We start from the raw sequence: 18,942 nt of genomic DNA, 5'->3' as shown, positions 1-18,942 counted from the left end.
GGCACATTCCGCCGACGAACCGGGAGGGTTCGGCCTGGGGGTAGGGATGGCGGATAGGGACGGTACTTTCGAGATGGGCGCCGCCCGTTCTTTCGAAGGCGCGGTCGAGCGCGGCGAGGCGGCGGTCCCCCGCGCCCCCGATCAGCATGCGGCCGCGACCTCGGAAGCGCTTGCCAATCTTCGCCTGATGGTCGATTCGATGCCGATCGGCGTCATTGTCCTCGATGCCGAGCTCAGGGCGGAGATCATCAACCGCGCCTTCTACGACTTCTGGAAGATCGATCCGCTTCGCGCCACTGCCGGCTGCGGCTTCCGCGAGCTGATGGAGGCCAGCCGCGACGCCGACCCCTATGGTGCCGACGAGGTGGGCTGGCAACGCCACATCGCCGAGCGCGAGGCCGAAATCCGGGCAGGCGTTGCCGGTTCCAGGCAGTTGCCGCGCAATGACGGCCGCGTGCTGATCGCCTCGCTGGCACCGCTTGCCGGCGGCAAGCGTCTGATCTCCTATGTCGACATCACCGACATGAAGCATCGCGAGACCGAGGCAGAGGATGCGCGCAAGAATCTCGCCACGGTGCTGGAGTCGCTGCCGGCCGGCGTCATCATCTATGACCGCCACGATGAATTCGTCTTCGCCAACCGCAAGCTCCATGACAGTTTGCCGGCGCTGAAGCCGGCCTGGCAGCCGGGCCGCACCTTACGCGAGGCGCTCGCTCTCGGTCATTCCGCCGGCTATTTCCGGTCGAGCTGCGACGTCGAGATCGACAATCTCTATGGTGTCGACAAAGAGCGCTGGCTCGACGCCATGCTGAAGCGTTACCACCTGCCCAATTCGTCCTATGAACGGCTCAATCCCGACGGTCGTTGGTTCCAGGTCTACGACATGAGAGCGGACGACGGCACGTTCATAGGGGTGCGCGTCGACATTTCCGACATCAAGGCCCGCGAGAAGGCGCTGCGGGACTCGATGCGGCAGATCGACCTTTACCGGCATGTCATGGACGAATTGCCGGTGGCGGCGTTCATCAAGGCCGAGGATCTTACAATCGAGTTCGTCAACAAGGCCTGGTGCGCGCTGACCGGCATTGCCAAGGAAGACGTCATCGGCAAGACGGACCGGCAGCTTTTCGGCGCCGAGGACGCCGAAAGCTACAGCCATGACGATGCCGAGGTCATCGCGACCGGCAAGGGGCGCGAAGTCGAGGAGCCTGTCAGCCATCGCGACGGCACGGTGCGGCAGCTGATGACGCGCAAGAGCCGCCTCATCGCGACCGACGGATCGGTGCATCTGGTCGGTTCCAGCACCGACATCACCGAGGTCAAGGCGCGCGAGCGGGCGCTCAAGGAAACCATGAGCGAGAACGAGGTGTTCCGCAACCTGATCGACAACGTGCCGGTGTCGATCTACGCGAAGCGTTCGGATCTAAGGCAATTCTACGTCAACAAGGGCTGGTGCGATCTCACCGGCTTCAGCAAGGAAGAGGCGATCGGCAAGACCGACGTCGAGATCTTCGGCGCGGACGGCGAAGCTTTCGTCGCCGGCGACCTGGCGGTGCTGCGCACCGGCGAGACGCAGGAGATCGAAGAACAGGTGACGCTGCCGGACGGCAGCGTGCGTCACCAGTTCGCGCGCAAGGGCGCGATGATCGCGTCCGACGGTTCGCTCTATCTGATCGGGTCGACCACGGACATTACGGAACTGAAACAGCGCGAGGCCGAGCTCAGCGAGGCGCGCCGGCGTGCCGTGCTTGCCGACCGCGCCAAGTCGGAGTTCCTCGCCAATATGAGCCACGAGATCCGTACGCCGATGAACGGCGTGCTCGGCATGGCCGAGTTGCTCGCAAAGTCGGACCTCGACCCAAAGCAGAGGACGTTCACCGACATCATCGTCAAATCGGGCAACGCGTTGCTCACCATCATCAACGACATCCTCGACTTCTCCAAGATCGACGCCGGCCAGCTCGTGCTCGACCCGGCGCCCTTCAACCTTGCCGAGGCGATCGAGGATGTGGCGACGCTGGTGTCGACCCGCGCCAAGGAAAAGGACCTCGAGCTCATCGTTCGCGTCCAGCCCGGGCTCGACGGGCAGTTCGTCGGCGACGTCGGCCGGATCCGACAGATCGTCACCAACCTGCTCGGCAATGCGGTGAAGTTCACCGACAAGGGCCATGTGCTGGTCGACGTGACCGGCGAGCGCGTTCCGTCGGGGACGAAGCTCGCCATCTCGGTCACCGATACCGGCATCGGCATTCCCGAAGACAAGCTGAAGCTGGTGTTCGAGAAATTCAGCCAGGTCGACACCTCCTCGACAAGACGGCACGAGGGCACCGGGCTCGGCCTTGCCATCACCTCGCGGCTGGTCGAGCTGATGGGCGGCGAGATCGGCGTCGACAGCGCCGAGGGCAAGGGCTCGACCTTCTGGTTCGCCGTCACGCTGCCGCGGGCCGAGCGAGGCGGGCAGCGGATCATGCCGGTCGACGTGACCGGCGCGCGCGTGCTGATCGTCGACGACAATGCCGTCAACCGCGCGATCCTCAGCGAGCAGATGGCTTCGTGGACCTTCGATTCCTGCGCGGCCGAAAGCGGCGCCGAGGGACTGAAGGTGCTGATTGCGGCTGCCGCCTACGGCGTGCCTGTCGACTGCGTCGTGCTCGACTACCAGATGCCGGGCATGACCGGCGCCGAAATGGCGCGCATCGTGCGCAACACCGCCGGCCTCGCGCACACGCCGATCATCATGCTGACCTCGGTCGACCAGTCGCTCGCCAGCGCCGCCTACCGCGATCTCGGCATCGATGCGCAGCTGATCAAGCCGGCGCGTTCCTCGATCTTGCTGGAGACGCTGGTCGCCACCATCCAGCGTCATCGCCACAGCACGGCGGCCATCCATCCGGCCTTGACCGGCGACGTCGAGACCGGGGCCGGCGCGCCGCAGGCGTCCACGGCGCAGGCGACCGCGGCGGATCGCGTCCTGCTGCAGCCGCCGCCGGCGCGTGCCCGTGCACGCCTGGCCGGCGCGGAGGCCGGGCTCGACATTCTCGTCGCCGAGGACAACGAGGTGAACCAGATGGTGTTCACGCAAATCCTGGGCGAGACCGGATACCAGTTCGAAATCGTCGGCAACGGCCGCAAGGCGCTGGACGCCTTCGGCAGGCTTAACCCGCGCATGATCCTGATGGATGTGTCGATGCCCGAGATGAGCGGCCTGGAGGCGACCGCGGCCATCCGCCGGCTCGAAGCCGAGATGGGCACGCATGTGCCGATCGTCGGCGTCACCGCGCATGCACTGAAGGGCGACCGCGAGCGCTGCCTGGAAGCCGGCATGGACGATTACCTGCCGAAGCCGATCAGCCCGAAGGCGCTGCTCGAGAAGCTTGAAAGATGGCTCGGGTCGGACGCGGAAGTCCGCCGCAGCGCCGGATAACAGCCTTTCTGCGCGGCCGTTCACGGCGTCATCGACGAGGTCCGTCGGCGGGCGTCCAACGCAGACATATGGTGTGATCGCACCATACAAAACGAAGGCCAGGTCAGGACAATGGCTGCTGTCGATTCCGCCCTTCGGTTACGGGCGGGAGCAGCGACCGCCGGCAAGGAACAGCGTCGACTCTACCCCAACGGACCTGTTTTCGGCGATGGCCAGGCCATGATCCGCTCTGGCGCACAGGCAACGCGCTCTCGTCCGGATTTTATTTCCCGGCGGCCGGAGATCCGGCCGCCAGGATAATTTTTGATTCAAAAGTCGGACAAGCTACTGATTCCGGCGGCAAACTTCGGCTGGGTCCGCAAATGGCGGCCGCAGGCCCCCCCAAGGCATCCCCGTTCAGGCGTTACCGGGCTGACACGAAACTGTCATGCGACTGTAATAATCGACGTCTATTGCGCTCGTCAGGCGCCGACAGAAAAGGGTTGCCGAAAGACCATATTCCGAACAGGAGCAGGCCACATGAGACATTTCATCCGCTCGGCGGCCGTTGCGATTGCAATGGCTGCGGCATCCACCCTTTCCCTCTCCGCCGCTATGGCGGCCGACATCTCCGGTGCCGGCGCTACCTTCCCCTATCCGATCTACGCCAAGTGGGCCGACGTCTACAAAAAGGAGACCGGCATCGGTCTCAACTATCAGTCGATCGGCTCCGGTGGCGGCATCAAGCAGATCAAGGCCAAGACCGTGACCTTCGGCGCCTCGGACGCGCCGCTCAAGGGCGAGGATCTCAAGTCGACCGGGCTCGCGCAGTTCCCGATGGTGATGGGCGGCATCGTTCCGGTCGTCAACCTCGAAGGTGTCAAGCCGGGCGAACTGGTGCTCGACGGCCCGACGCTGGCCGACATCTTCGTCGGCAAGATCACCAACTGGAATGACGAGGCGATCAAGAAGTTCAACCCCGACGTCAAGCTGCCCGACCAGGCGATCGCGGTCGTGCACCGTTCCGACGGCTCGGGCACCACGTTCAACTTCAGCTACTATCTGGCCGAAGTCAGCGCCGACTGGAAGTCGAAGGTCGGCGTCAATACCGCGCTCGAGTGGCCGGTGGGCATCGGCGCCAAGGGCAACGAAGGCGTCGCCAACAACGTCGCGCAGACTGGTGGCGCGATCGGTTATGTCGAGTATGCCTATGCCAAACAGAACAAGCTCACCTATACCGACCTGATCAATAAGGATGGCAAGAAGGTAGAGCCGACCGCTGCCGCGTTCTCGGCCGCTGCAGCCAATGCCGACTGGAGCTCCAAGCCTGGCTACGGCGTCATCCTGGCCAACCAGGCTGGTGCTGAAAGCTGGCCGATGACCTCCGCGACCTGGATCCTCGTCTACCAGAAGCCCGACGATGCGGCGGCCACCACCGAAGCGCTCAAGTTCTTCGCCTGGTCCTACGCCAAGGGCGACGACATGGCCGCCGAGCTGGACTATGTTCCGATGCCCGACGCGGTCGTGAAGAGCGTCGAGGAAATGTGGAGCAAGGACATCGTCGACAGCAACGGCAAGCCGCTCTACTCCGGCATGTAATTCCTCCGGAATAAGGAGGGCGCCTCGGGCGCCCTCCTGTCTCTTTCGAAATGCGAGGGCAAATGACAGCCGTTTCCGAAGCCGTGACATCGTCCGCCATACGGACCAGGGAAGCGACGGTGCGCCGCTTCGCCCTGACCGACACGATCTTCCGAACGGTCACGCGCCTCTCCGCCATACTCGTGCTGGTTCTTCTGGGCGGCGTCGCGGTCTCGCTGATCGCCGGCTCGTGGGAGGCGCTATCGAAGTTCGGCTTCTCCTTCCTGACGACTGAATCCTGGAATCCGGTCACCGAGAATTTCGGCGCGCTTGCGCCCATCTACGGCACCGTCGTCACCTCGGCCATCGCCATCCTCATTGCCGTGCCGATCGGCATCGGCATCGCCGTCTTCCTGACCGAGCTCTGCCCGCGCCCGCTCAGGCGCCCGATCGGCATAGCGGTCGAGCTGCTCGCCGGCATTCCCTCGATCATCTACGGCATCTGGGGCCTGTTCGTCTTCGCGCCATTCCTGCAGACGACGGTACAGCCGTTCATCATCAATCTTTTCCACGGCATACCGGGTCTCGCCAGCCTGTTTGCCGGTCCGCCCTACGGCATCGGCCTGCTGACGTCGTCGCTGATCCTCGCCATCATGGTGCTGCCCTTCATCACCTCGATCACCAAGGACGTGTTCGACACGGTGCCAGCGGTGCTGAAGGAATCGGCCTACGGCATCGGCTGCACGACCTGGGAAGTGACCCGGCGTGTGGTCATCCCCTATACGCGGGTCGGCATCATGGGCGGCGTCATGCTCGGTCTTGGCCGCGCGCTCGGCGAGACGATGGCCGTCACCTTCGTCATAGGCAATGCGCACCGCATCAGCGCCTCGCTGTTTGCGCCCGGCACGACGATCTCGGCGACCATCGCCAACGAATTCACCGAAGCCGACGGCGAGCTTTACACGTCCTCGCTGGTGGCGCTCGGACTGATCCTGTTCATCATCACCTTCATCATCCTCGCGCTCGCACGCTACATGCTGTTGCGCATCGATAGCCGCACGGGAGCCTGACCGATGTCGACAGCCGCATCGCTCCACCGAAGCCGCAAGCGCAAGAACGCCGTGATGATGGCGCTTTGCACCATAGCGGCGGGCATCGGCCTCGTCTGGCTGGCGCTGATCCTCGGCGCCCTTCTCTATAAGGGGCTCTCGGGTGTCTCGCTTTCGGTGTTCACGCAAATGACGCCGCCGCCCGGCGACGCCGGCGGCCTGCTCAACGCCATCTACGGCAGCATCGTGATGACCGTGATCGGCATCGTCGTCGGCACGCCGATCGGCGTGCTCGCCGGAACCTATATGGCCGAGTACGGGCGCTTCTCGCGCCTCACGACGGTGGTGCGCTTCATCAACGACATCCTGTTGTCGGCGCCATCGATCATTGTCGGCCTGTTCGTCTACGAGCTGATGGTGCGGCCGATGGGTCATTTCTCGGCGATCGCCGGCGCGGTGGCGCTGTCGATCCTGGTGATCCCCGTCGTCGTGCGCACCACCGAGGACATGCTGAACCTTGTGCCCAACGCGCTGCGCGAGGCCGGCACCGCCATCGGCGCGCCGCGCTGGGTAGTGATCCGCTCGGTCGCCTATCGCGCCGCACTGTCCGGCATCGTCACCGGTATATTGCTGGCGATCGCCCGGATTTCGGGCGAGACGGCGCCGCTGCTCTTCACCGCGCTCAACAACCAGTTCTGGTCGAGCAATCTCAACGCGCCGATGGCCAGCCTGCCGGTGACCATCTTCCAGTTTGCGCTGAGCCCTTATGAGGAATGGCAGCAACTGGCCTGGACGGGCGCACTGATAATCACCCTGACGGTTCTCGGGCTGAGCATCTTCGCCCGCAGCCTTACCGGACGCAGAGAGGACAGATGAAACCGATGTTGTCCACCGACCTGAACGTAGCCGAGACGACCGCCGAGAAGGCCAAGATCGAAGTCAAGAACCTCAACTTCTACTATGGCCAGTCGAAGGCGCTGAAGGACATCAACCTGTCGCTGCCCGAGCGCAGCGTCACCGCCTTCATCGGACCTTCGGGCTGCGGAAAGTCGACGCTGCTGCGCGTGCTCAACCGCATCTACGAGCTCTACCCGAAGCAGAGCGCCGAAGGCCAGGTGCTGCTCGACGGCAAGAACATCCTCGACCGTTCGCAGGACCTCAACCTGCTCAGGACCAAGATCGGCATGGTGTTCCAGAAGCCGACGCCGTTCCCGATGTCGATCTACGAGAACATCGCCTTCGGCGTCAGGCTGTATGAGAAGATCAGCAAGGCCGAGATGGACAATCGCGTCGAACAGGCGCTGAAGCGCGCCGCGCTGTGGAACGAGGTCAAGGACAAGCTCAACGCCAGCGGCCAGAGCCTTTCGGGCGGCCAGCAGCAGCGGCTCTGCATCGCCCGCACGGTGGCGGTGAAGCCGGAGGTCATCCTGCTCGACGAGCCGGCATCGGCGCTCGATCCGCTGTCGACCGCCAAGATCGAGGAGCTGATCGACGAGCTGCAGGCCGACTACACGATCGTGATCGTCACCCACAACATGCAGCAGGCGGCGCGCGTCTCGCGGCAGACGGCGTTCATGTATCTCGGCGAGCTGATCGAATTCGACCGGACCGAAAAGATTTTCACCTCGCCCCGCGAGAAGCGCACGCAGGACTACATCACCGGCCGCTTCGGCTGAGTTCATACGAGGACATAACCATGGCCCATACGGTCGCTTCCTTCGACGAGGATCTGAGGCAGATCAGCCAGCTCATCCGCGACATGGGCGATCTTGCCGGCTCGATGGTCGGCGCGTCGACCAAGGCTCTGCTGAATTCCGATAACGCGCTGGCGCAGCGCGTGGTCTCCGACGATGCCATCATGGACGCGCGCCAACGCGAGCTCGACGATCGCGCCATCACGCTGATTGCCAAACGCCAGCCGATGGCCGACGACCTGCGCAGCGTCGTTGGCGCCATCCGCATGGCCGGCGATCTCGAGCGCATCGGCGACCTTGCCAAGAACATCGCCAAGCGCGTCGGCTCGGTCGGCATCAGCGCCGCGCCGCGCGACCTTTCGCACTCCATCGATTCGATGGCGCAGCTGGTGCTGATCCAAGTGCAGGGCGTGATCGAGGAATACACGGCCGGCGACTCTACGGCGCTCGCCAAGCTCCGCAACGACGACGAGCGCATCGACGTCAAATACACCTCCGTCTTCCGCGAGCTCCTGACCTACATGATGGAGGATCCGCGCAACATCACGGCTTGCACGCATCTGTTGTTCTGCGCCAAGAATCTGGAGCGCATAGGCGACCACGTCACCAACATCGCCGAGAACGCCTACTATGTGCTGACCGGCACGCAATTGCCGGCGAATCGTCCTAAGCAGGACGAGACGGCGATGTCGGCGCCGGCGGCCTGACAGCGAAGGTGCCTGCTAAATGATCGCGCCACGCATCATGGTGGTGGAGGACGAGGAGCCGCTGGGGGTGCTGCTCCGCTACAACCTCGAATCCGAGGGCTATCAGGTCGAGGTGGTGACGCGCGGCGACGAGGCCGAGATCCGCCTGCAGGAGAATGTGCCCGACCTTCTGGTGCTCGACTGGATGGTGCCGGCGGTGTCCGGCATCGAGCTTTGCCGGCGCCTCAGGATGCGGCCCGAGACCGAACGCCTGCCGATCATCATGCTGACCGCGCGCGGCGAGGAAAGCGACAGGGTGCGCGGCCTCTCGACCGGCGCCGACGACTATCTGGTCAAGCCGTTCTCGACGCCGGAATTCATGGCCAGGGTCAAGGCGCTGCTGCGCCGCGCCAAGCCGGAGGTGCTGTCCAGCGTGCTCAAGGTCGGCGACATCGTGCTCGATCGCGAATCGCATCGCGTCTACCGCAAGAAGAGCGAGATCCGGCTCGGCCCGACCGAGTTCAGGCTGCTGGAATTCATGATGCGGCATCCCGGCCGGGTGTTCTCGCGCAGCCAGCTGCTCGACAATGTCTGGGGCGAGACGATCTATATCGACGAGCGCACCGTGGACGTGCATGTCGGCCGCCTGCGCAAGGCGGTCAACAACGGCCGCATGCCGGACGTCATACGTACCATCCGTGGGGCGGGCTACGCGATCAGGGAAGATTAGCCGCCGGCCTGGAGTTCATCCGTGCCTTCCAGGCGAGACAGTGCAGCCCAAAGCGCGTCGAACTCCGCTTTGGCAATCTCGCGGGTTTGCAAACCATCGTGCTCGGCCTCTTCCACCGTAGGCAGCTCCCCCTCGGGCAAGTGGTCGCCGTCGAGGCCTCCGGGATATGCGAGGAGCATGCGGCCATCGGCGTATATGTGTATTGCCCGACGACCAAGATTCTCGGCATCGCATTCGAAATAGTACAGGGTTGGCAAATCCGCGCCCCCAGGCGTGACACTCATGAGCCAGCGAGCGGGAGGGCCGAAGTCAGGCAGATAATAGGTTACGCCAAGCCGGTTCTTGTAGCTCTTCATCATAGGCACTCGTCGGCCTCAGGCGACATTCTTCCCCGCGCCGCTTCTCGCCTGCACGCCCGGCGCGAAAATCTCCTGGTCGACGAAGGTCAGCGCGCGCACGGCGCAGCCTTCGCGGATCAGCGGCAATTCGTTCGGCTCGGTATCGAAGGAGATCGAATTTGAATGCTGGCCGCCGGCGGTCTGGGCGATCGCCTCGCGCAGCGCCGGCTCGATCAGGTCGAAGGCGGCGGCGCTGACGCCGACCATGGCGACCGGCGCCGGGTCGATCAGCGCGAACAGGCTGCCGAGGCCGAAGCCCAGCGCCTCCCCGGCCCGGCGATAGGCCTCGCGCTCCGGGCCATCTGTCTCGCGCGCCTTGGCGGCGAGCGCCCGCATGTCGGCGTCGCCGACATCGACCGGCTCGGCGTCCTCGCTCATCTTCATGGCGCTGCGCCAGATGGCGTAGTTGCCGGCATAGGCCTCGACGCAGCCGCGGCGTCCGCAACGGCAAAGCGCGCCGCTCGGACGATGGATCATGTGGCCGAACTCGCCGCCGGACGAATGTGTGCCGGTGAACAGCTCGCCCTTCAGCACCAGGCCCATGCCGATGCCGTGCGAGAGCAGAATGGCGATGAAATTGTCGCGATAGCGGTGGGGATCGCGCCACTGCAGCGCCACAGCCATCATGTTGCAGTCGTTTTCCATGGTGGCCGGAATGCCGAATTCCTTTTCCAGGATGTCGGCGAAGGGAATGTCGGTCAGCGGCGTGATCGGCGACCATAGCATGGCGCGGGCATGGGAATCGGTGATGCCCTGGATGCCCATGGCGATGCGGGCGACGCTGCCGACGTCGAGGTCCGGATCGTCCAGCCGGCGCCGCACGATCGCCAAGCATTCGCCGATCAGCTCGTTGCGCGGCATGGTGAGCGTATCGAGGCGGCGCTGCTCCTCGGCGATGACCTGACCCGCATAATCAATAACGGCGACCGAGAGGAAATTGAGCGACAGCACCACCGTTACCACCGCCGCCGCCTCCGGCTTGAGCGCGAGGCCCACCTGTGGCCGGCCGCGCTTCAGAGACGCGGTCTCGCTCGGCTTGCTCTCGGCCAAGACGCCTTCCTGGATCAGGTCGGAAGAGATCGCCGAAATGGTCGAATGGCTGAGCCCGGTGGTCGCGGCGATTTCCGTGCGCGACGGCTGGCCGGCCCGGCGCACGGCCGAGAGCACCATGGCGCGGTTGCGCCGACGCAGATCGTCGTGGCGGATTCCGACCGACATTTTTGTCTCCTCCCAGTCAGCGCGGCCTCTCGATCATGCACAGGACTCGGCGACGCGCCAGATCGGTTCAGTCCCGCACGCCGGCACCCGAACCGTCCTGGTCTTACAAGTTTCGGTGGACCGGGCTGCGCCTCCTCCCGAACTGTTCCGCGATAGTGGCAGAAGCGGTCGGCACTGTCATTATTTATTGCGGGCCTCGAAAAAAGTACGTGACCACCTCAAAAACCGTCAGAATTGCAGTTGACAGCGCTTTAGCGTTAGATCAGTATTTTTTCGAGGCTCGAAAAAAAGCCTCATCGCCTTCGGGCCAGTCTGGGTCGCGCCGCAAGGGGCGCAGGGAGGATATCATGAAGAGATTCGCAGCCGCCATTCTGGCGGGCGTCGCCATGTCGTTGACGTTGGTGTCGGTCGCGCAGGCGAAGGACAAGGTGATCGGCGTTTCGTGGTCCAATTTCCAGGAAGAGCGCTGGAAGACCGACGAAGCGGCGATGAAGAAGGCGATCGAGGCCGCCGGCGACAAGTACATATCCGCCGACGCACAGTCCAATCCAGGCAAGCAGCTGACCGACGTCGAAAGCCTGATCTCGCAGGGCGCGAATGCGTTGATAATCCTGGCGCAGGACGCCTCCGCCATCGGGCCGGCGGTGCAGAAGGCACTCGACGAAGGCATTCCGGTCGTCGGCTACGACCGCCTGATCGAGAACAAGGACGTGTTTTATCTGACCTTCGACAACAAGGAAGTCGGCCGCATGCAGGCCCGCGAGGTGTTCAAGGCCAAGCCCGAGGGCAATTACGTCTTCATCAAGGGCTCGGGCGCCGACCCGAACGCCGATTTCCTGTTCTCCGGCTCGATGGAAGTGCTGAAGGAAGCCATCGACAGCGGCAAGATCAAGAATGTCGGCGAGGCCTATACCGATGGCTGGCTTCCCGCCAATGCGCAGAAGAACATGGAGCAGTTCCTGACCGCCAACGACAACAAGGTCGACGCGGTGGTGGCGGCCAATGACGGCACCGCCGGCGGCGTCGTCGCGGCTCTGACGGCGCAAGGGCTGGCCGGCACCGTTCCGGTCTCGGGCCAGGACGGCGACCATGCCGCGCTCAACCGCATCGCGCTCGGCACCCAGACGGTGTCGGTGTGGAAGGACGCGCGCGAGCTCGGCAAGCACGCCGCCGAGATCGCCTCGCAGCTCGCCGACGGCAAGAAGATGACCGACATCGCGGGCGCCAAGGACTTCACGACGCCTGGCGGCAACACCGTCAAGTCGCTGTTCCTGACCCCGGTCGCGATCACCAAGGATAATCTCAACCTCGTCATCGACGCGGGTTGGATCAAGAAGGATGAAGTCTGCGCGGGCGTTGCCGCCGGCAGCGTCGCGGTCTGCAACTAAGCTGGCCGTCAGGTTCAAACGCAGCGCCGCGGCCCGACAGCCGCGGCGTTTCTCCAAAGGCTTTCGGGCGTACTGAAGCCGGAGACCATTGGGGCAGTTCACTGTCCGGCAGGATCGCCGAACTGCTCCAGCCGTTTGTTTCCGCGCAATTCCAGGCGGCCACGCACTTTTCCTGGAATTGCTCTAGCATCGTGGTCCGGCATCCGCGCCAGACGGCAAGCCGGTGGGAGGAGATCATGACCGATACGACCTCTGATACGCCGGCCAACCCGGCGGCGGATCGCGCGCGGGCTTCCGAACTGAGCACCGTCGGGCGCTTCCTCAAGGCGACCGAGCTCGACACCCGCATGCTCGGCATGGTCGGCGCGCTGCTGATCATCTGGATCGGCCTGCATGTCATCTCGAGCCTGCGGCTCGGCGTCAATCCGCTCGATTTCGATAGCCGAACGTTCCTGACGCCGCGCAACCTGTGGAACCTGTCGGTGCAGACCTCGGCCGTGGCCATCATGGCTTCCGGCATGGTGCTGGTCATCGTCATGCGCAACATCGACCTCTCCGTCGGATCCGCCGAGGGTTTGATCGGCATGGTCATGGGCTTTGCCCAAGTGCATTTCCTGGTGCGAATGGTTGGGCTCGAGCTTGGCAATCCCTGGATCTGGGTGCTGGCGCTGTTGATCGGCCTGGCGCTCGGCCTGCTGATCGGCGCCTTCCAGGGCTTCGTCATCGCCTATCTCGAAGTGCCGGCCTTCATCGTGACGCTTGGCGGGCTGCTGGTCTGGCGCGGTGCTGCCTGGTGGGTCACCAGCGGCCAGACGGTGGCGCCGCTCGACGCCACCTTCCAGCTGATGGGCGGCGGACCGGCCGGCTCGATCGGCGCCAGATGGAGCTGGATCGTCGGCGCCGTCGCCTGTTTTGCCGTGGTGTTTGCGCTGTTCAACGGCAGGGTGCAGCGCAAGCGCTTCCGTTTTCCGCTGCGTCCGATCTGGGCCGAGACGCTGCTCGGCGCGGTCACCTGCGCCGTCATCATGGGCGCGGTGTGGCTGGCCAATTCCTATCCGTGGCCGGTCGGCATCGTGAACCGCTACGCCGCCGCCAACAATCTCACGGTCCCCGAAGGCGGCCTGTTCATCGCCCACGGCATCGCCGTTCCGGTGCTGATGGCGATCGCCGTCGGCCTCGTCATGACCTTCATCACCAAGCGCACTCGCTTCGGCCGCTATGTCTTTGCCATCGGCGGCAATCCGGAAGCGGCCAACCTTGCCGGCATCAACACGCGCTGGATCACCATGAAGGTGTTCATGATCATGGGCGTGCTGGCGACGATGGCCGCGGCGATATCGTCGGCGCGGCAGAATTCATCGACCAATGCGCTCGGCACGCTGGACGAGCTCCTGGTCATCGCCGCGGCGGTCATCGGAGGCACCTCGCTCGCCGGCGGCTCGGGAACCGTGCTCGGCGCTATGCTTGGGGCGCTGCTGATGCAGTCACTGCAGTCCGGCATGGTGCTCCTCGGCGTCGATTCGCCGCTGCAAAGCATCGTCGTCGGCGCCGTGCTAGTCATCGCGGTCTGGCTCGACACCATCTACCGCAAGCGGGTGTGAAGGAGGCAGCATCATGGCAGACAAGAACGCTCCCACCGGCGCCCCGCTGGTCGACATGCGCAACATCTCGATCGCCTTCGGCGGCATTCGCGCCGTCGACGATGCCTCCATCGATCTCTTCCCCGGCGAAGTGGTGGCGCTCCTCGGCCACAACGGCGCCGGCAAGTCGACGCTGATCAAGATACTGTCCGGCGCCTACAAGCGCGATGCCGGGCAGATCTTCGTCAACGGCGAGGAGGCAGCAATCTCCAACCCGCGCGACGCCAAGAAATACAGCATCGAGACGATCTATCAGACGCTGGCGCTTGCCGACAACGTCGACGCCGCCGCCAATCTTTTCCTCGGCCGCGAGCTGATGACCGCCTGGGGCACGCTGGACGACGTCGCCATGGAGGCCGAAGCGCGCAAGGTGATGGGCCGGCTCAATCCGCGCTTCCAGCGCTTCAAGGAGCCGGTGATCAAGCTGTCCGGCGGACAGAGACAGTCGGTGGCGATCGCGCGCGCGATCCTGTTCAACGCGCGAATCCTGATCATGGACGAGCCGACGGCAGCGCTCGGCCCCCAGGAGACGGCCCAGGTCGGCGAACTGGTGCGGCAACTCAAGGCCGACGGCATCGGCATCTTCCTGATCAGCCACGACATCCATGACGTGTTCGAGCTGGCGGACAGGGTCTGCGTCATGAAGAACGGCCAGGTCGTCGGTACGGCGCGCACCAGCGACGTGACCCAGGACGAGGTGCTCGGCATGATCATTCTGGGCAAGTGCCCGCCAGGCGCCATGCCAGGCCCGGGAGCGCTGAAAATCGCGGCCTAAGACTATAAATTGGTTGGCTAATTTGCGACTTGTTTGATGAGCCAATCGCGGCGTTGGGTTGGCCTTGCCATTGTATTGGCGCGGAGACTTGCCCATAAAGGTGGCCAACCATCCATGGGCCGCATCCTGCATTGAAAAAGCTTTTCCCGATCGTCGCCTTCATCGCCGTCGCGCTGATCAGCCTGACGATGGCGGGGTTCGCCTATTTCGCGACCCAGGAGGCGGCACGCATCAAGTTCGAGGGAACCGCCGACGATGCGCTCAACCGCATCGAGAGCCGCATCGACCTGCATCTGTCGCTGCTGCGCTCGACCCAGGCGCTGTTCGATGCTCGTAACGGCGATATCACGCGCGGCGAGTTCAAGGCCTTCCTCACCGCGCTCGACATCGACGACAATTTCGCCGGACTGCGCGGCATCGGCTTCCTGAGGCTGGCCAAGGCCGGCGACGAGGCCACGCTCGAGCGCGACATCCTGCGCGCTCGCGGTTCGGCCCACCCGGTCTATCCGGCAATCACGCAGCAGCAATGGCGCACGCCCATCGTGCTTTTCGAGCCGCTCGATACCTCCAACCAGTCGATCATCGGCTTCGACATGTTCAGCGACCCGGCACGGCGGGCGGCAATCGAGAAGGCCATGGCCGACGACCAGCAGCATGCCAGCGGGCTCGTTCAACTTGGCCAGGGACAAGGGCTGGAGCAGACCTTCCCCGGATTTCTGGTCTTCGTGCGGCTGAACGTGGAAACGGCCCCGGACGTCATCGATGCCAGCCGCTCCTCGACCGCCGGCTTCCTCTACGCCTCCTTCCGCGCACGCGATCTGTTCCAGGTGGCGCTCAGCAAGGCTCCGCTGCTGCCGGTCAACGTCGAAATCTTCGACGGCCAGCCGGGTGCCGACAATCTCCTGTTCCGATCGGAGGCGCCGCCGGCCGAATCGCTCGGCGGAAAGCTGCTGGCGCGCCGGGATATCGTCGTGGCCGGCCGGCCCTGGACCGTCCTGTTTCGGCCGACGAGCGCTTTCGCGCTGCCGTCCTCGCGCGCCATCCCGGTGATGCTCGGGCTGTTCGGCCTGCTGCTCGCCGGGGCGATTGCCTTGGTGGCCCGCTATCAGGAGCGCGCCTACGAGGCGAAGTCGCTGCTGCATGAGGCCACGGAGAAGAGCCTGCTGGAAAAGGAGCTGATCCTGCAGGAGATGAAGCACCGCATCAAGAACTCGATCACCAGGGTGCTGGCGATCGCACGGCAGACTGCTTCGCAGGCCACCGACGTCAAGGAGTTCTCGGCATCATTCTCGGCGCGGCTGCAGGCGATGGCCGCGTCGCAGGACATGCTGACACGCTCGCGCTGGCAGAAGGCGGACCTCGGCGACCTGCTGCGCACGGAGCTTGGGCAGGTGTTCGGCAAAGAGCTTTCCGAAGGCATATTGTCGGGGCCGGAAGTGCTGCTTGACGAGACGACGACGCAGGCGCTCGGCCTGACCTTCCACGAGCTTGCCACCAACGCGCTGAAATATGGCGAGGCCGGCAACTCGGTGGGCGCCCTGAAGGTCGAGTGGCGGGTCGAAGGACGTGGCCGGGAGCGGACGCTGGTGCTCGATTGGCGCGAGGCCGGGCAGAAGAAACTGGAGCCGCCGGCAAAGACCGGTTTCGGCACCAAGCTGATCGATCTCAATGTCACGCGCGAATTGCGCGGTACGATCAAGCGCGACTACCGGGCCGACGGGCTTAAGGTGGAAATCCGAATACCTCTGCCAGGCTGAGCGCCCGTCAGTCAGGGTCCAACGAGGATCTACCCGGGGACCGCTGGTCGGGCCCCCGGGTAGATGACTGTGTCTCGCGGAAAATCAGTTGCAGCGGGCCTTGTATCTCGTGCCGTCAGAGCGGCGATACACGCAATAGCCATTGCGCAGGTTGCGAACCAACAGGCCGGACCCGGCGCCCACAGCCGCGCCGATCAGCGCGCCCCTGCCGCCGCCGACCAGGCCGCCGACGCCGGCGCCGATCAGGCCGCCCCCGACGACGTCCTGCTCGGTCGTGGTGCAGCCGCTGACGGCGACCACGGCAACCATGGCAATGATCATTTTCCGCATAAATAGCTCCTCGCTTTTGTCCTCACTTTCGGCAGTGCCAACCGCCGTTTAGCACGAAAAAACGGGCTTTGCCTGTCCGATCTTATTATCGCTGAAGAGAGTGTCTTACGGGCGTGCCCCGTTTGACGCGACAAGCGCGCCGGAAGTTTCCAGCGACGCGACTAGCCTGCCGTCGGGACGCACGGTCCACAGCAGTTGATCGTAGTCGTCTTCAAGCGCCGGATCGACGGCAAGGCACTCGCCCATGACACGCGGCGTGCGCCCCTGCATGTCGCCCAGCGCAAACGGCCGTTCGGCGATGCAGGCCTCGAAAGTCTCGAAGACGCTGACCGGCACCGACAATTCGCGGCAATCGGTCATGGTGTCCGAGCAGCCAATGACGAGGAGCAAGGCGGCGATGTGTTCCACGGGTCGAATCCTCCCGCCGCAAAGAACGATTGTTGCCGCTCAAAAGTTCCTGCTCGGCGGAGTCGGCGCGCAATGGCGCGTGCCCTTGGCGCCGGCCGGCTGCTCGATTGGAAAGATCAGGCCAGTTGCCAGGCCACCGCCAGCACGAGAGCAGGAACAAGCGCGACGGCGCCGAGGCGAAGCGATGGATGGGAGGAACGGGGCGAGGGCCGTGCTTCGGTGTCCTGGAAGCCGCTCATCGAGACGCGGGCGGCCTGCTCCAGCCTGTTCATATCGGCAATCATCATTCGGTTCCTCCCAAATCGCGGTGTGATTGCGCGGCTGGGTTTGCTCCGTCGCGAGTGGTTCAGCGCCTGACGGGATCGCCGATCCGCTCCAAGGTTTTACGCAACTCGGAAGGGCATTGCGCGCTATCCTGGAGTTGCTTCTGCCGGGGAACACAATCGGATTTTATGGTGAATGGCAGGTTAACGCCTCTCCGGCGGCTGTCTGTTGCCCAAGACGTGGTTGTTCATTCTATCTCGAAATTGCCGCGCGGGATGGTCAGGCGATATTCGAGACGATCGTCGTCGATATCGAGACTGGCGGAGCCGTTCAGTAACGTCGGCACGACGCGTTCGAGGGCGACGCTGCCAAAACGATTTTCGGTGCGCCGACCGGCGCCGATCCTTTCTGTCCAAATCAGCAAAAGGCCAGGCGAAGTCTCGCTGCCGGCCGCGATCCTGGCGCTTACCCTGATCCGTCCGTCAGGCTGCGACAGGGCGCCGTAGCTTACCGAATTCACGGCCAGCTCGTGCATGGCCAGTCCGATATGAAGGGCAGCGTTCGGATTGAGGTAAGGGTTCTCCCCATCGAAACGCAGGCTGCGACTTGGATCGGCGCTATAGCGGCCGACCTGGCCGGACACGAGCTCACGAAGCGCCGCTCCCCGCCAGTTGGAGGATGTCACCAGATCCTGAGACGAGGCGAGCGACTGGATACGGCCGCGAAAGTGCGTCAGAAAATCGCCGAGCGTCTCCGAGTAGCGTCCGGTCTGGGTGGCTATGCTCTGGATGATGGCCAGAAGATTCTTCGAGCGATGGCTGACCTCTCGCAGCAGCGTTTTCAGCGTCTGCTCGCGGCGCTTCTGCTCCGTCGTCTCGACCATGGTGGTGACGACGCCCTGAACCTCGCCGGAGTCGCTGCGATCGGCATCGATCCAGACATGGAACCAGCGCACGCCGTCACTGTCGGAAATGCCGAGCTCGAGGCGATCCGGGTTGCCGGTTTCAATCACCTTGCGCTTGGCTGCGCCTATGCGCTCGGACTGCGCGGGGGAAAGCGCATCCTTGCCCTCGGCCGTCTCGCAGGCCCACGGGGCGCGCATGTTGCGCGCCCAGACGGTCTTCATTTCACGATCCTGGTAGAGGACCGAAATTCCAGCATTGTGGAGCGCGTGGAGTAGCGCGCGACCCAGCTGCATCCCGCTTTCCGCCGGATGCATCGCGATCACTTCGTCGCTGCGCTCTTGCGTATAGTCCTTCTCTGAGGCCTTGGAACGCATTCGATACTTCCCGCATCCAGGCGCGAACGGCTTACGAGGATTGCTGCCCCGGTCTTGACCTACTGATGCTTATGCTGCCCAAAAGCGGTCCGCCGGACGACATCCTTTTGGGGACATCGCCCGGCGGTGGCTGGAAACCGTTTGAGGGGTGCGGCTTCCAGTGTTCGGCACTCCCCCTGGTCAGGTTCTCCTGACGAGGCCGGCGATGAGTGAGATCACCAGGAAAGCAAGGAAGACGAAGAACAATATCTGCGCGATGCCAGCCGACGTGCCGGCGATGCCGCCGAACCCAAGCGCGCCGGCGATGATCGCGACCACAAGAAAAACGAGCGCCCAGTACAGCAT

General features: G+C 64.2%; 18 protein-coding genes. 11 read left to right on the top strand and 7 right to left on the bottom strand.

What is annotated here, in order from left to right; genetic code table 11:
• Nucleotides 1-46: 46 nt before the first annotated feature.
• The 7 genes from A9K66_RS02350 to phoB all read left to right on the top strand — a co-directional run bounded on the left by A9K66_RS02350 (nt 47) and on the right by phoB (nt 9,140).
• Nucleotides 47-3,424, top strand: coding sequence for a response regulator (locus tag A9K66_RS02350; protein ID WP_245307356.1), 3,378 nt, complete (start codon nt 47-49; stop codon nt 3,422-3,424).
• 519 nt (nt 3,425-3,943) lie between these two features.
• A complete protein-coding gene (pstS, locus tag A9K66_RS02345; protein WP_067319296.1) occupies nt 3,944-5,002 on the top strand; it encodes a phosphate ABC transporter substrate-binding protein PstS in 1,059 nt (352 codons plus the stop codon).
• 62 nt (nt 5,003-5,064) lie between these two features.
• Nucleotides 5,065-6,051 (top strand): phosphate ABC transporter permease subunit PstC, encoded by a 987-nt coding sequence (gene pstC, locus A9K66_RS02340; RefSeq protein WP_067002087.1) that lies wholly within the window; start codon nt 5,065-5,067, stop codon nt 6,049-6,051.
• A gap of 3 nt (nt 6,052-6,054) precedes the next feature.
• Nucleotides 6,055-6,906 carry a phosphate ABC transporter permease PstA gene (gene pstA / locus A9K66_RS02335; protein ID WP_067319294.1) on the top strand — a complete coding sequence of 284 codons (852 nt, stop codon included), beginning with the start codon at nt 6,055-6,057 and terminating at the stop codon, nt 6,904-6,906.
• Nucleotides 6,903-7,706: a phosphate ABC transporter ATP-binding protein PstB gene (gene pstB, locus A9K66_RS02330; RefSeq protein ID WP_067002093.1), complete on the top strand. Its 804-nt coding sequence runs from the start codon at nt 6,903-6,905 to the stop codon at nt 7,704-7,706. The genes pstA and pstB overlap by 4 nt, the downstream gene beginning before the upstream one ends.
• Nucleotides 7,707-7,726: 20 nt before the next feature.
• Nucleotides 7,727-8,431 (top strand): phosphate signaling complex protein PhoU, encoded by a 705-nt coding sequence (gene phoU / locus A9K66_RS02325; protein WP_067319292.1) that lies wholly within the window; start codon nt 7,727-7,729, stop codon nt 8,429-8,431.
• A gap of 19 nt (nt 8,432-8,450) precedes the next feature.
• Complete coding sequence (gene phoB / locus A9K66_RS02320; RefSeq protein ID WP_010911896.1) at nt 8,451-9,140, top strand: phosphate regulon transcriptional regulator PhoB; 690 nt, start codon at nt 8,451-8,453, stop codon at nt 9,138-9,140.
• Here the strand turns inward: phoB and A9K66_RS02315 are convergent.
• Both A9K66_RS02315 and A9K66_RS02310 read right to left on the bottom strand, forming a co-directional pair.
• Entirely contained in the window at nt 9,137-9,499 is a 363-nt protein-coding gene (locus A9K66_RS02315) for a hypothetical protein (RefSeq protein WP_067319289.1), read from the bottom strand. The genes phoB and A9K66_RS02315 overlap by 4 nt on opposite strands.
• A 15-nt stretch (nt 9,500-9,514) precedes the next feature.
• Nucleotides 9,515-10,756 (bottom strand): ROK family transcriptional regulator, encoded by a 1,242-nt coding sequence (locus A9K66_RS02310; protein ID WP_067319287.1) that lies wholly within the window; start codon nt 10,754-10,756, stop codon nt 9,515-9,517.
• A gap of 347 nt (nt 10,757-11,103) precedes the next feature.
• Between A9K66_RS02310 and xylF the strand changes: the two genes are divergently transcribed.
• From xylF to A9K66_RS02290, 4 genes are all read left to right on the top strand, one after another.
• Nucleotides 11,104-12,144, top strand: coding sequence for a D-xylose ABC transporter substrate-binding protein (gene xylF / locus A9K66_RS02305; protein WP_067319285.1), 1,041 nt, complete (start codon nt 11,104-11,106; stop codon nt 12,142-12,144).
• 236 nt (nt 12,145-12,380) lie between these two features.
• Nucleotides 12,381-13,745 (top strand): sugar ABC transporter permease, encoded by a 1,365-nt coding sequence (locus tag A9K66_RS02300; RefSeq protein ID WP_067319679.1) that lies wholly within the window; start codon nt 12,381-12,383, stop codon nt 13,743-13,745.
• Nucleotides 13,746-13,758: 13 nt separating this feature from the next.
• Complete coding sequence (locus A9K66_RS02295) at nt 13,759-14,559, top strand: ATP-binding cassette domain-containing protein (RefSeq protein ID WP_067319282.1); 801 nt, start codon at nt 13,759-13,761, stop codon at nt 14,557-14,559.
• A gap of 131 nt (nt 14,560-14,690) precedes the next feature.
• Nucleotides 14,691-16,316, top strand: coding sequence for a CHASE domain-containing protein (locus A9K66_RS02290; protein ID WP_067319280.1), 1,626 nt, complete (start codon nt 14,691-14,693; stop codon nt 16,314-16,316).
• Nucleotides 16,317-16,400: 84 nt separating this feature from the next.
• Here the strand turns inward: A9K66_RS02290 and A9K66_RS02285 are convergent, their stop codons facing one another.
• The 5 genes from A9K66_RS02285 to A9K66_RS02270 form a co-directional block, all read right to left on the bottom strand.
• A complete protein-coding gene (locus A9K66_RS02285; protein WP_067319279.1) occupies nt 16,401-16,646 on the bottom strand; it encodes a YMGG-like glycine zipper-containing protein in 246 nt (81 codons plus the stop codon).
• Nucleotides 16,647-16,751: 105 nt separating this feature from the next.
• Nucleotides 16,752-17,054 (bottom strand): hypothetical protein, encoded by a 303-nt coding sequence (locus A9K66_RS02280; RefSeq protein WP_067319277.1) that lies wholly within the window; start codon nt 17,052-17,054, stop codon nt 16,752-16,754.
• A gap of 116 nt (nt 17,055-17,170) precedes the next feature.
• Nucleotides 17,171-17,341, bottom strand: coding sequence for a hypothetical protein (locus A9K66_RS30630; protein WP_197507430.1), 171 nt, complete (start codon nt 17,339-17,341; stop codon nt 17,171-17,173).
• A 224-nt stretch (nt 17,342-17,565) separates the two neighbouring features.
• Nucleotides 17,566-18,597, bottom strand: coding sequence for a sensor histidine kinase (locus tag A9K66_RS02275; RefSeq protein ID WP_067319275.1), 1,032 nt, complete (start codon nt 18,595-18,597; stop codon nt 17,566-17,568).
• A 180-nt stretch (nt 18,598-18,777) separates the two neighbouring features.
• On the bottom strand, nt 18,778-18,942 hold the full coding sequence (locus A9K66_RS02270) for a DUF1328 domain-containing protein (RefSeq protein WP_067002119.1): 165 nt from the start codon (nt 18,940-18,942) through the stop codon (nt 18,778-18,780).

Source organism: Mesorhizobium sp. AA23 (assembly GCF_001672435.1).
In the GTDB taxonomy this organism is placed as follows: Bacteria; Pseudomonadota; Alphaproteobacteria; order Rhizobiales; family Rhizobiaceae; genus Mesorhizobium.
This window is presented reverse-complemented; position numbering and strand designations above follow the sequence as displayed.